Origin of the sequence: Synechococcus sp. BDU 130192 (assembly GCF_963876085.1) — a bacterium.
Lineage (GTDB): Bacteria > Cyanobacteriota > Cyanobacteriia > Cyanobacteriales > MRBY01 > MRBY01.
The window spans coordinates 240,177-253,423 of sequence record NZ_CAWNNO010000011.1 but is presented as its reverse complement, the minus strand read 5'-3'; the positions used below and the strand labels follow the sequence as shown (position 1 = coordinate 253,423).

General features: G+C 49.0%; 8 protein-coding genes and 1 pseudogene. 2 read left to right on the top strand and 7 right to left on the bottom strand.

Features of this window, described 5'->3' with window-relative positions; all coding sequences use genetic code 11:
- Positions 1-90: 90 nt before the first annotated feature.
- The 4 genes and pseudogenes from AACT35_RS05255 to AACT35_RS05240 form a co-directional block, all read right to left on the bottom strand.
- Positions 91-1,071: an RNA-binding domain-containing protein gene (locus AACT35_RS05255; protein ID WP_099241101.1), complete on the bottom strand. Its 981-nt coding sequence runs from the start codon at positions 1,069-1,071 to the stop codon at positions 91-93.
- Positions 1,068-1,481: pseudogene (locus tag AACT35_RS05250) on the bottom strand (type II toxin-antitoxin system mRNA interferase toxin, RelE/StbE family); the annotation flags it as partial. The pseudogene AACT35_RS05250 and the gene AACT35_RS05255, both read right to left, overlap by 4 nt.
- Before the next feature lie 49 nt (positions 1,482-1,530).
- Positions 1,531-1,806: a type II toxin-antitoxin system RelB/DinJ family antitoxin gene (locus tag AACT35_RS05245; RefSeq protein WP_099241100.1), complete on the bottom strand. Its 276-nt coding sequence runs from the start codon at positions 1,804-1,806 to the stop codon at positions 1,531-1,533.
- Positions 1,807-1,894: 88 nt separating this feature from the next.
- A complete protein-coding gene (locus tag AACT35_RS05240) occupies positions 1,895-5,890 on the bottom strand; it encodes a magnesium chelatase subunit H (RefSeq protein ID WP_099241099.1) in 3,996 nt (1,331 codons plus the stop codon).
- A gap of 358 nt (positions 5,891-6,248) precedes the next feature.
- On the opposite strand from AACT35_RS05240, the gene AACT35_RS05235 reads away from it, so the two are divergent.
- Positions 6,249-6,833, top strand: coding sequence for a low-complexity tail membrane protein (locus AACT35_RS05235; RefSeq protein WP_012306646.1), 585 nt, complete (start codon positions 6,249-6,251; stop codon positions 6,831-6,833).
- Positions 6,834-6,871: 38 nt separating this feature from the next.
- Here the strand turns inward: AACT35_RS05235 and AACT35_RS05230 are convergent, their stop codons facing one another.
- Positions 6,872-8,347: a DUF3370 domain-containing protein gene (locus AACT35_RS05230; protein ID WP_012306647.1), complete on the bottom strand. Its 1,476-nt coding sequence runs from the start codon at positions 8,345-8,347 to the stop codon at positions 6,872-6,874.
- Between the two features lie 256 nt (positions 8,348-8,603).
- Here AACT35_RS05230 and AACT35_RS05225 point away from each other — a divergent pair, with 256 nt between their 5' ends.
- Positions 8,604-9,695, top strand: a complete 1,092-nt coding sequence (locus tag AACT35_RS05225) for an LptF/LptG family permease (protein ID WP_099241098.1) — start codon at positions 8,604-8,606, stop codon at positions 9,693-9,695.
- A 92-nt stretch (positions 9,696-9,787) separates the two neighbouring features.
- Here AACT35_RS05225 and tkt read toward each other — a convergent pair whose 3' ends face one another.
- Both tkt and fabF read right to left on the bottom strand, forming a co-directional pair.
- Positions 9,788-11,794 (bottom strand): transketolase, encoded by a 2,007-nt coding sequence (gene tkt, locus AACT35_RS05220; RefSeq protein ID WP_099241097.1) that lies wholly within the window; start codon positions 11,792-11,794, stop codon positions 9,788-9,790.
- A gap of 167 nt (positions 11,795-11,961) precedes the next feature.
- On the bottom strand, positions 11,962-13,218 hold the full coding sequence (fabF, locus tag AACT35_RS05215) for a beta-ketoacyl-ACP synthase II (protein WP_012306650.1): 1,257 nt from the start codon (positions 13,216-13,218) through the stop codon (positions 11,962-11,964).
- Between the last annotated feature and the right edge of the window lie 29 nt (positions 13,219-13,247).

The following is a 13,247-nucleotide window of genomic DNA, read 5'->3' as shown; positions in this document are numbered from 1 at the left end:
ACCATTGCGCCATATATGGTGCTTTATAGCTAGCCATCGCTGTATCAACGACAGGAATCAATATTTACTAATCAAGTGCTTCCAGTCAGTTTAGCTGGAATATTTTTGGTTGTAAAGTGCTTTATAAGTGATTTTTTTCTCGTAACTAGCTTTTCTATATTTAGGGTCATTTTTAAGAGCTAGCTTAAAAAAGTTAATTGCTTCCTTATAACGCTTTTCTTTTCTTAATAAAACACCTACTGTTGTACACCAAACAGGATCTTGCAGATTTTGATCATTACATTGCGCAAAACCTAGTACATCAAGAGCTTCATCTAGATTGCCTTGCGTTTCTAAAATCTTTACGTACCTGGATCTAATTTTATAATTCTTAGGAGATTGATTTATGAATTTTTTATATATTTTACTTGCTTCGTATCCTTGGTCTAAATCTATTAAGATATCTGCTTTTTGGACATTTAAGTCTATGTCGTCAGGATCATTTGTTAGTTGTTGCTCAATATCATCTAATCTTCGTTTTAAGTTCCTTAATTTCCTTGCTTCAGTTTCTTCCTGAAAAGAACCATTTTCTTTAGATAAAGTTATATTGCTTGACCCCCTACGAATCCAGCATTTACCACTTTTTGTTGTATATAAAATTCTTTTCTCATTTGCTGGTGATACAGAGAATTGAATTATGTAATAGTCTGGTTTTATTTGACCGTGGCAATCATAAAGTTGATGAAAAACTATTTTGAAACAGGATAGAGGGACAGGAGGAGTGATTTCTTTGAGTTTTTCATTTGAATTTCTGTCAATTTCATCTTTGAAATAAGATTCAAGCAAAATTCCATGTATATAATTTGGTTCATTTTTTAAATCTGAAATTCCGATCAGTAAATTCCCGGGAACTGTTGCATTCAGAAATGAAACTGCATATTCTTTGAAATAATTCCATATTTTTTTCTTGATTCGTTCTTGCTGTTTCTTCCTGTCAGGATTCTCTGGATTAATTGTTTTGAATTCCAGTGAATTATCTTCTGTATAGGAAAAAATTTGATTTTTAATGAATCGGTAACTTTCGAGATTCATAGTTTCAATCTTTCTAGATCAGAAGGTGGATATTGACCAATATAAGCATGAGTTAACGGTTGATAGACTGAAAAACCAAGCAAAGAAGCAATACACTTTAAATTTTCGATTACATCCTCTGGCATCCTCATTGCAATTGTAGTCATCGGACGATTTTCATCCAGTCGTTTTTTCAGATTTACAAATTTCATTATATGCTGCTGATTAAATGAGTCAGAGTGGCTTCCTATTCTTTCAAAAATAATGCTGTTTTTCTCAATTTCATAAATGAGCAACCAATCTGATTCAATATGGCACTCACGACGATTCTGATAATTGCCAATGAGTTTATGATCTCGATATTTTGCATCCAGTGCTTGACCTAAAATTAATAATCGAGCAATCTGCTTAAACTTTTCTAGATCCTTGCCGCTTCTCTTGGCTTTTTAAACGTTTGGTGTAAACGGGCTGATACATTCACTAAATCCCTAACTTACTGAATATATCATCAGCATCTTGGCAGATTATCAACTCCTCTTTTTGATCTGTTTTGGCAAAAGTTTTTAGAGTTTCCTCATGATAATTCTCGATTTCAAAGGGTAAAGCTTGGTGTTTGGCAATTTGTTCATAAAACAAGGCGATCGCCTGATTAGCGGAAAGACCTAAACCCGCCAGAATTTGCTCCACATCCTGCTGTAAATTCGGCTCAATATTGACCTCGACAGTAATCGGTTTATTAATCTCACTTATACCCAAAAGCGTATGTTTATTTTAACGCGGTAATTTTGACATGAAAAAAGGTGGGACGAACCCACCCAGTCTAGATTAAGTTTGAGTTGATGCTTTAGCCATCAATCCCTTCAATACGGTCTTCAACTTCCTGATAAAGCTGTTGTAAACGCTCAAGGTTTTCATCGCTGGTTTCCCAGTAACCCCGACCATTCACTTCGAGGAGAGTGCTGACCATCCGACGGAAGGAGTTGGGGTTCAAATCCATCAGACGCTTACACATTTCCTCGTCTTTAATGAAAGTTTCATTGGTATCTTCATAGACCCAGTTGTCTACTGCATCCGCCGTCGCCGACCAACCCATGGTATTCACCAGGCGCTTAGACAGTTCCCGCACCCCTTCATAACCGTGAGAGAGCATACCCTCGTACCACTTGGGATTAAGGAGTTTTGTCCGCGCATCGAGACGCACCGTTTCAGACAGTGTCCGTACCTGAGCGTTGGCAGTGGTGGTATCGGCAATGTAAGCAGAGGGTTTCTTGCCATCATCCCGCAGAGAAGCAACAACCTTGGTCGGATCAGAGTCGAAGTAGTGGGAAACGTCCGTCAAACTGATTTCCGAAGAATCCAGGTTTTGGAAAGTGACATCCGCTTTTTTCAGGGAAGATTCAAACACCTTACGGTTTTCGTCCATCACACCGGGATTATCGGAGTTGAAGGCGAAGGATTTCCGGTTCAGGTACATATCCTGGAGCTCTTTTTCCTCTTCCCAAGAGCTATTTTCAACGGCGAGGTTCACGTTAGAAGAATAGGAACCAGATGCGTTGGAGAAAATCCGGGTCGCGGCTTGGCGAATGTTAATGCCCATTTCCTCGGCTTGTTCTAAGGCGTGTTTGCGCACATAGTTCATTTCGAGGGGTTCATTGGCTTCGGCGGCCATTTTCACGGCTTGATCCAAGAGGTTCATTTGGTTGATGAACAGGTCACGGAAGACGCCGGAACAGTTGACCACGACATCGATGCGGGGACGACCGAGTTCCTCGAGGGGAATTAATTCCAACTTGTTGACGCGACCAAGGGCATCGGGGACGGGTCTTGCACCGACCATCCACATGATTTGCGCCAAGGATTCACCGTAGGTTTTGATGTTGTCGGTTCCCCAGAGGACGCAAGCGATCGTTTCGGGATATTCGCCGCCGTTGTCGAGCTTTTGTCGCTCAATCAGGCGATCCACCACAACTTTTGCGGATTGGACTGCCGCAAGGGTCGGGATTGATTGGGGATCGAGGGCGTGAATATTTTTGCCTGTGGGGAGGACATTGGGGTTGCGGATCGGGTCGCCACCGGGGCCGGGAAGGACGTACTCACCTTCGAGGGCTTTGAGTAAACCGCCAAGTTCTTTGTCGGCACAAACCTGTTCGAGACAGAATTCAAGGTAATCGAAGAGGGGTTTGAGGAGTTCCTGATCGACGTTTTTGTAACCTGCTTCGTGGAGAGCTTCAACCCAAGGGGCTTTTTTGCCCATGTTGAAGAAGTTGAGCTTAGAAACCAGAGACACGCGACCTTCGGCGTTGACCTGTTCCATCACGAGGGCACGAACGGCGGCACGGGTCGCTTCAGTGATGTCCTGGAGTAAGTTCACATCTTCGAGGATGCCTTGATCACTGTTGCGATAAACGTCCTCCATGTTGCGCCCGATGCTCTTGGCGATGATCGTGGGGAGGCTCCAAATACCTTCTTCTTCGCGGTCTAGGCTGGCAATGTTCACCAGGGTGGCGATCGCCTCTTCAGCCGTAGGAGGTTTGCCAATGACATGGAGGCCACAGGGTAACAGGCGGGATTCAATTTCCATCAGCTTCCGGTAGACAATGCCCACCATGTTGTCCCGTTCATCCTGAGACATTTGGGCCGCATCTGTTTCAGGGATCTCGATATCCTTATCAAGGTTGCAGATCCGCGCTTGATCCATGATCGTATTCACGATCTGTACACCCCGCGCCCCATCCTTCAGGGTTTGGTAGGAGCCGATCAACTCGCTAAGTTCCTTGAGACCCTTATATAAACCCGCATTTTCTGCCGGGGGAGTCAGGTAGGAAATGGTATTCGCATAACTGCGGCGTTTGGCGATCGTTGCTTCCGAGGGGTTATTGGCGGCGTAGTAGTAGATGTTGGGAATATTACCGATCAAATTGTCAGGATAGCAATCGCCAGACATCCCCATTTGCTTACCAGGCATAAATTCGAGGGAGCCATGGGTACCGAAGTGCAGCACCGCATCCGCGCCCCAAACTCGCTCAAGGTAAGTGTAGTAGGCAGCAAAGCCATGGTGAGGACTAGCGGAACGGGAGAACAGCAAGCGCATCGGGTCGCCTTCATAACCAAAGGTTGGCTGTACACCGATAAACAGATTGCCGAAATGCTTCCCATAGATCAGCAGGTTTTGACCGTCGCTGTTGAGTTCACCGGGAGGCGTACCCCAATTTTCTTCCAGGCGTTTGGAATAGGGGGTCAGTTCTTCATATTCCGGCACACCCATGCGATAGGCGATGTTTAACTCAGGGGAAGCGTATTGCGCCTGGGCATCATGAATGATCAGCTCTAACAACTCTTTGGGGGTTTCAGGAATATCTTGAATGTCGTAGCCGTTGTCCCGGAGACCTTTCATTACCTCATGGATCGAGCCAAAGACATCGAGGTAAGCGGCGGTGCCGATATTGCCTTTGTCGGGGGGGAAACTAAAAATTGTAATGGCGAGTTTTTTCTCTAGCTTGGGCTTCTTCCGGAGATTCGTCCATTTCAAAGCACGGGTGGCGATCGCCTCGACGCGATCTTGTAGCGTAATCGCCCGACCCGTGGCCCCATCACGACCAGAGAGAATAATCGGTTCAATCGCCCCATCCAGTTCAGGGATTGCAATTTGGAGCGCCACTTGGATTGGGTGCAGACCGAGATCACTCTCTTCCCACTCCTCTGTGGTTTGGAAGACCAACGGCAGCGCCACCATGTAGGGACGGTTCAACCGCTTGAGGGACTCAATGGCTTTGGGGTGATCCTGACGTGCCGGGCCACCGACGAGGGCAAAACCAGTTAAGGAAACCACCGTATCCACCAGAGGTAATTTTTCGACCCCGGCGACCGTGTTATCCCAGAAAAATTCATCGACTGGCTTTGAGAAATCGAGACCCCCGGCAAAGATGGGGATCACCTTTGCGCCGCGATATTCCAACTCCTGGAGCATGGCGACATAATGGGCATCATCTCCGGTGACGAGGTGTGTCCGTTGCAGCACGAGGCCAATACAAGGGGCGAGGGGGTCCTTCAGTTCGTCACTAATATCGTCGCGGCTGTTGTACCACTGGAGATATTCTTTTGTGTCTTCAAACATTTTCGGGGCGAGGGGATGCCAAATGCCCATGTCGGGATAGACTACCGGCTCGGCATAATCGGCTTTATCGAGCTTCTCAGCCCCCTTGAGGATGTACTTGTCGGTCATCATCAACAGGAAGTTTTCCAAGTTATCGGGGGAACCACCCAACCAATATTGGAAAGACAGCATGAAGTTGCGGGCATCCTGGGCTTTTTCAACGGGCAAATATTTTAAAACCTTCGGCAATGTCCGGAGCAGCTTGAGCATGGCATCTTGGAAGGAAGCACCGGATTTTTCCTTCCGCTTTTTCATAAACTCGCCAATAGCACTCTTGGATTGTCCCAACTGTGCCATGGAAAAAGTGCCCATTTTGTTGAGGCGCATCACTTCTGGCATGGAAGGGAAAACAATCGCCGCATCAAGGTTATCCCGGTGGGGCGTCACAGCTTCAACCACCTTTTGGGCGAGGTCTTCAATGAAGATCAAGGAGGCAATAAATAAGTTGGCTTGGGCGACTTCCCGTTTGAACTCTTCGTAGTTATCGGGGTCACGCAGTTCTTCAATCAGATAACCACTAATTTCAACCGCAATCTTTGGGTGGTTCGCGTTAATCGCTTTTACCGCAGCAGAGAGGGCACTCTGGTACTGGGACTCCAACACGACATAGACCACCTTCACTAACGTGCGATTATTGATGTCATCTGGTTTGATGTGGCGAATGGCGGACTTGACGTTAGTGAACATAAATGGTGAGTCTCCTTTACTTGGACAAGTAGATGGATATTAAAAATTTATAACTATTCCCCTGCTCATCATCACATTATATGGAGCAGAAGCTGCTGTTCTGATAGTGAGCAAGCTGAAGGCACTTAAAGAGTTTTAGCAAAAAATGCTGGTTGGCCTAGGAAAGGCTGGCCATTCTGACACAATTTGATAAACCAAACTTAATTTTTTGTCATATTCCTTGACATTTGTAGTGCCCATTGGAGAAAAGCTGATTTGTCGTCCACCTGGCGCTTCGGGCCACTTTACTTTCAGGGGGCACCGTGGGATATTCAGGGCATTGTGCTGTTGTTCGTTTAAGTCTTGGAGCGACGGAAAAATGTTGTTTGAGCCTTATTTTTGGTTGCATGTTGCGGGCTTGGCTTTGCTGCCTTTGATCTGGTCTTTGTTGGCGATCGCCTTGGCGATTGGCATCCCGTTTCCCGTGGCCAATATTGAATTGGGCTTAATTGTGCTCCTGGGGGGAGTCCCGGTGTGGCTCCTGCAAATCCTGCGGCCTTGGCAACCCTTCAGTCTCTTTGTGTTTCAAATTCCGCCAGAACGCCTTGATGAACGGCAACGGCAAATTTTACGGCTCGTGCAGGGAACCCGGCAGCCGATTTTAAATGTCCTGGGGGCGATCGCCATGGTGATTTTGTTGTGGCAGGTGGCCCACTATGCGCCCCTTGCGGTGGGACTGACAGCGGGTCTCCCCCAATGGCATATTTTGGGCTTATTCGCCGCAATCCTGCTGTTCTTCTTGGGGAATATTCTGTTACAAATTCCCTTGACCCTGTTGCCGACACTCTTTATTTCTGAAACAACGGCCCAGGCCATTGATCCCCACCCCACCGTGAGTATCCGGCGCGATTTTGCCTGTTGGGGCTTACCGTTGGGGCAACTGTTTCCCCCGAAACGTGCCTAGGGCGATCGCTACATTTTTTTGAGAATATTCAACAATATTTAACGCTCCTCTGGGGCGAGGGTTCTCACGGTAATCACCTGGGGAGGCGTTGCGTCGGGGGGATAGAAAAAGTCGATTTCGGCGGTGCGACTTGTGCCAGGGGGAATTTCCAAGGTGGCAAGGGGTTCTGAGCGTTGGCCCCGATGTTGTACTAGGTGGACATAGCGGGTAATCTGGCGTCGGTATTCGTTGGGATAGTTGATGCGGACAGTGCCTCGATAGAAAACACGGTTGGGGGGTGATTCAAAAAAGGAAAGGCGATCGCTATGGAGATCATCTTTAATCGGTGTTTGAAACGTTAGGGACGTCCACTGATATTCATCGCTCGTATTTTCAAGGGGGAAAGTCAGTTTGTAATGGACTAAATAGTTACCATGGCCCTGGAGCGCGGTATCAGGGTAACGGGTGAGCATGGGGGCGCTTTGGACTTGGTCGGTGCCAAAGGTGCCAGTGCTGGTGGTGCTAATGGGGAAAGAAATCGCTTCGCCGGGGGCGGGGATTGCTAAACTCTCTGCGTCTGGATCGGTGACGGTGGCTTCCCACTGACTACCGACGGAAATACCTGCAACCCGGCCATAAATAATGCGACCAGGATCTTTACTGGGAACTGGGGGCAGATCCCGGGGTTCGACGAGTTGGCCTTGGGTGAGGAGCGATCGCCATTCATTGAGGCTGGGGGGACGGGAGCGGACAGCTTTTCCTTCGACAATACTGCCATTATTGCTAATACTGCTGGTGGCAATTTCTTCACGGACTTCATATTTCGCTAAATTTGCCAAGTAAACACTACCATCCGTTTCTACTTGTAAGTAGGTAGAGCGAGCACCGCTAACCGGGATGGGGAGATTCGCCAAAACCACGGTGCTGTAGGGGGGAATGCGTAGAATCTCTGGGAATTGCGTTTGGCTTTTGCCCCGGAGGGTATCGCTCACCAGTCGGGAGCCTGGGCCGGAATAGACATGACCCTGGGGATCTTCAACGAAGGGCAATAGTTCGCGGAAGGGGGCATCTTTACTATTGAGGTAACTAATGCCTTGGAGAATTTTGAGGGTGCGGGGGCTTCCAGTCGGATTGTTGACCAACAAGCCTTGGTACAGGGTGCGCTGCTCCGTGGCGGGACGGGAAATGTGGTGGGTAAAAATATCAAAGCGTCCTTCGAGGGGGGTTTCGAGGTGGGCGATCGCCTGGCTTTTTCCTGCCTTTGGGAAGGTCGATAATAAAATGCCTTCCTGGGCAATGACTTCAGGGCTGTTGCTGTTAAAGACCGGAATTTCATTGAGACTCCCCGGCAAAGGGCGCACCTCTTGGGGTTCCGTCACGATGGCCGCCGGCGATCGCCCCACAGAAGACCCCTGATCCTCCCCTGGTTGTGGTACTTGGTGGGGGAGTAACTCTTCCTTCGACCTGTTCTCTTGGGCCACCAATAAAGGGGCAGATTCCTGGGCAATGAGCAAAGAAGCAAACAGGTCAAACATGGACTCTATCAAAAAAAGTAAATTTAGAATAAACCAAAGTGCAGTGGCACTGAATCATTATCGCGGCTCTAAGTTCCCGATGCGCGGTGATCAATCAGTGGTCAAGGGGCACAATTTCAGACAAAACCGTAACTTCTTTGGCATGATGGGCTAGGGATTTTAATTGCTAAACAGTTGCTAAAACTCTCCACTCTAATCAGACTAGACCACAATGTTGAGAATTTTAAGGGTATTTTCACTATTAGATCGCTACATTATGGCGCAACTTGTGGGGCCTTTCCTGTTTGGGTTAGGAATTTTCACGAGTTTGGGCCTCACCATCGGTGTTCTCTTTGAGGTAATGCGCAACGTGGTCGCCAATGAAATCACCTGGGCGATCGCCTTCCAAATCCTCGCCCTCCGTCTCCCAGAATTTCTCGTCCTCGGCCTCCCTATGGCAACCCTACTGGGTACCCTCACCGCCTACAGCAGCCTATCTTCCTTTAGTGAAATTATCGCCTTACGGAGCGTTGGTTTGCCCCCCTTGCGGCTGATGTTGCCCGGTCTGCTTTTGGGGTTATTGATCACGGGCATCACCTTTGGCCTCAACGATTGGATTGTCCCCCAGACCACGAAACAAGCCAGCACCATTGCCAACATTGCTCAGGGCGAAGCAACCATTGACTACCAAGAAAAAAATATTATCTACCCCGAATATCAACGGGTAAAAACGGCCACTGGTAACCGCGAAATCCTCAAAACCCTCTTTTATGCCGAGACCTTCGATGGCACCCAAATGAACAATCTCACCATCCTCGATCGAGCTGCCGTCGATACCCAAAGAATTATCACCGCCGCCGCCGCCCAGTGGAATGCCAATGAACAGGGTTGGCTGGTGCAGGATGGCAGTATTTATCAAATTGGGGCCAATGGTTCCTTTAGTGACATCGAGCAGTTTGAAACCAACTTTTTAAATCTGTCTGATGCCCCTTTGATCCTCGCCACCCGCTGTCAACGCCCCAATGAAATGACCCTCCAGGTGATTGATGTTTGTTTAGAGAGCCTCAAGTTAAGTCGTAATGAAAGGCGGATCCGGACGCTCCAGGTGAGAAAACAAGAAAAATTTTCCGTCCCCTTCGTTTGTATTGTCTTTGCGATGGTCGGCTCGGCCATTGGCCTGCGCCCGCAAAACTCAAGCCGAGCGACTAGTGTTGGCCTATCGGTGGCCATCGTTTTTGCCTACTATCTCATTTCTGTGATTTCCAGCTCCATGGGAGTCTGGGGAACGATTACGCCGTTTATGGGGACGTGGTTTCCTAATCTATTGGGGTTAGTGGCCGCAGGGACAATTCTCTGGCGGACAGGCTAGGCAATATTGTCGCAAACAAAAAAGAGGTAGGGGATAAACCTACCTCCAAAACGTTTTACTGAAAAGAATCAGTCTATGACCAGACCCAGGGTTTAACCTAGTACTGTTTCAGCGGTTTTAACAACGTTGTCCACGGTGAAACCAAATTTCTCCATGACCACACCACCAGGAGCGGAAGCACCGTAGGTGTCAATACCGATGACAGCGCCTTCAAAGCCAACGTACTTGTACCAGCTCATGGTGGCACCAGCCTCCACGGCAACCCGTTTGGTTACAGCTTTCGGTAGGACGGACTCTTGGTAAGCGGCATCTTGCTCTTCAAAGCGTTCCACACAGGGCATGGAAACAACACGGACATTTTTTCCGTTTGCCCGGAGTGCTTTTGCTGCTTCGACACAAAGCTGCACTTCACTCCCTGTACCAATCAAAATCAGATCAGGGGTGCCTTCGCTATCGGAAAGGATGTAGCCACCTTTTTCCGCATTTTCGATGGAACTGCCTTCGAGGTTGGGGAGGCCTTGGCGGGTGAGGGCTAAGAGGGTCGGCGTTGTCGCACTTTCCACAGCAACTTTATAGGCACCAGAGGTTTCGTTGGTATCTGCCGGACGATAAACATAGAGGTTCGGCATCGCCCGCAGAGAAGCAACATGCTCGATCGGTTGGTGGGTGGGGCCGTCTTCTCCAAGGGCAATGGAGTCGTGGGTCATTACCCAAATGACCCGTGCTTCGGACAAGGCCGATAAACGGATGGAATTCCGCATGTAGTCGGAGAACACAAGGAAAGTGGCTCCGTAGGGGATTAAACCTGTACCGTGGAGGGCGATGCCATTACAGATCGCGCCCATGGCGTGTTCCCGGACGCCGAAGTGGACGTTGCGGTTTTCGTAGGCACCTTTTTGGAAATCGCCAGAAACGTGGATTTCTGTCAGGTTGGAGTGAGTCAAGTCCGCAGAACCACCGATCAATTCTGGCAATACCGGGGCGATCGCATTCAGGGTTACTTCGGAGTGCTTACGGGTCGCAAGACCTTTATCGGCGGGCGTTGCGGTGGGTAAAGCGTCAGCCCAGTTTGCGGGGGGCTTCCCAGAAAGAATCCGCTCTAATTCTGCAGCCTCCTCGGCATATTTTATTTTGTAAGTGGCCCATACTTGGTTCCACTCTGCTTCGGCGCTGGCACCCCGTTCAACGGCTTTCCGGAAATGGTTGAGGGCATCTTCAGGCACTTCAAAAGGCCCATAGTTCCATTCGAGGGATTTACGGGTCAGTTCAATTTCGTCGGCACCAAGGGCTGCCCCGTGTACACCAGCAGTATCTGCTTTGTTGGGGGAACCGTAACCAATGGTCGTTGTGATTTTGATCAAAGAGGGCTTGTCAGTCACTGCCTTAGCCGCTTCAATGGCTTTGGCGATCGCCTCAATGTCATTGTTGCCATCTTCTACATGGAGAACGTGCCAACCGTAGGATTCATAGCGCTTACACACATCTTCAGTGAAAGCAATGTCCGTGGAGCCGTCGATGGAAATATGGTTGTCGTCGTAGATGGCAATTAATTTGCCAAGACCCCAGTGACCCGCAATGGATGCCGCTTCCCCGGAGATTCCTTCCATGTTGCAACCATCACCCATAATCACATAGGTGTAATGGTCAAAAATTTTGGCATCGGGCTTGTTGTAGCGGGCTGCGAGGTGTGCTTCCGCGAGGGCAAGGCCGACGGCATTGGCGATCCCTTGGCCGAGGGGGCCAGTGGTTACTTCTACACCAGGGGTCTCGAAGTTTTCAGGGTGACCAGGGGTCTTCGATTTCCATTGACGAAATTGCTTGATGTCTTCGAGGGAAACACTGTCATAGCCAGCCAAGTACATCAAGGCATACTGCAGCATCGAACCGTGACCCGCTGACAAAACAAAGCGATCGCGATTAACCCATTTCGGATTTTTGGGATTGAACCGCATAAATTTGTCCCAGAGGGTGTAGGCCATGGGAGCGGCGCCCATCGGTAAACCGGGGTGACCAGATTTTGCCTTCTCGACGCCATCAATTGCTAAGAAGCGAATTGCATTAATACAAAGCTGATCTATAGATTGGGTTGCAACGGTCATAGTGAAAATTTCTGACAGTAAACGACAAATAAAGAAAAACTATAGGGAGTTGTTAGACCATCAAGAAGCGCAAATTGCCCTCCTCAAAATCCCCCCCATCATCCCACTGTTAGGATCACTGGGCAAGAATGATTCTGTCAAATCGCTAACATTTACTCGGACTAAATTTATTCCGGGCGATATTTCTTAAACGCAAGGGTAACGTTATGGCCGCCAAATCCAAAAGAGTTAGAAAGGGCAACTTCAACTGGGTGTTCGCGGCTTTCGTTGGGAACGTAATCTAAATCGCAACCTTCCTGGGGATTTTCGAGGTTGATCGTCGGCGGAACGCGATCATTGGCGATCGCCATCACTGTGGCCACCGCCTCAATGCCCCCAGAGCCACCCAAAAGGTGACCGGTCATAGATTTTGTCGAACTCACTAAAATTTTGTAAGCCTGGTCACCGAGGGCTTTTTTAATCGCTTTCGTTTCTGTGATGTCATTGGCTGGAGTGCTGGTGCCGTGGGCATTTACGTAGTTCACTTGGTTCGGAGCCAAGCCGCCATCCTTGAGCGCCAATTCAATCGCCCGGGTTGCCCCAGCGCCGTCGGGGGTCGGTGCCGTCATGTGGTAAGCATCACAGGTCATGCCATAACCAACGATTTCCCCGTAGATTTTTGCCCCCCGTGCCAGGGCATGCTCTAGCTCTTCCAGGATTAAAATGCCAGCCCCTTCACCCATCACAAAGCCATCGCGATCTTGATCAAAAGGACGACAAGCATGTTTCGGATCATCATTACGGGTCGATAACGCCCGGGCCGAGGCAAATCCCGCAAAACTAAGGGGGGTTACAGCTGCCTCGGTACCCCCAGAAATCATCGCTTTCGCGTAACCCTGTTGGACGAGTCGGAAAGCTTCCCCAACCGCATTGGAACCTGCGGCACAGGCCGTCACAGTACAGCTGTTGGGGCCTTGGGCACCGGTATGGATCGCCGTCAATCCCGCCGCCATATTGGCAATCATCATCGGAATCATGAAAGGGCTACAGCGGCTGGGGCCTTTCTCCAGGTAAATTTCCTGCTGGTCTTCCATCACCTTAATCCCGCCGACGCCAGTGCCGATCATTACGCCGATATCAGGGGCATTGTCAGCATTGATCTCTAGGCCAGCATCGGCGAGGGCTTGTTTACTGGCAGCCACGGCGAACTGGGAGAACCGATCCATGCGTTTCGCTTCTTTTTTCGGGATGAATGCGAGGGGATCAAAGCCTTTTACTTCACCTGCAATGCGACAGGCATGTTGGGAAGCGTCAAATGCGGTCACGAGGTCAATGCCATTGCGACCGGTCATGAGTCCTTCCCAATACTCCTCTAGGGTATTACCAATCGGGGTGATCGCACCTAAACCGGTGATTACAACGCGATACGGAGATGAGTGTGCCATGGCTGATTTGAGTGGTTTTGCAGTGGGAA

Bases quoted from the DNA above. Each gene is read 5' to 3' on its own strand.
- AACT35_RS05230 (WP_012306647.1), bottom strand. From the start codon at position 8,347: ATGTTTGACCTGTTTGCTTCTTTGCTCATTGCCCAGGAATCTGCCCCT.
- AACT35_RS05225 (WP_099241098.1), top strand. From the start codon at position 8,604: ATGGCGCAACTTGTGGGGCCTTTCCTGTTTGGGTTAGGAATTTTCACG.
- AACT35_RS05235 (WP_012306646.1), top strand. From the start codon at position 6,249: ATGTTGTTTGAGCCTTATTTTTGGTTGCATGTTGCGGGCTTGGCTTTG.
- AACT35_RS05240 (WP_099241099.1), bottom strand. From the start codon at position 5,890: ATGTTCACTAACGTCAAGTCCGCCATTCGCCACATCAAACCAGATGAC.
- tkt (WP_099241097.1), bottom strand. From the start codon at position 11,794: ATGACCGTTGCAACCCAATCTATAGATCAGCTTTGTATTAATGCAATT.
- AACT35_RS05255 (WP_099241101.1), bottom strand. From the start codon at position 1,071: ATGAATCTCGAAAGTTACCGATTCATTAAAAATCAAATTTTTTCCTAT.
- fabF (WP_012306650.1), bottom strand. From the start codon at position 13,218: ATGGCACACTCATCTCCGTATCGCGTTGTAATCACCGGTTTAGGTGCG.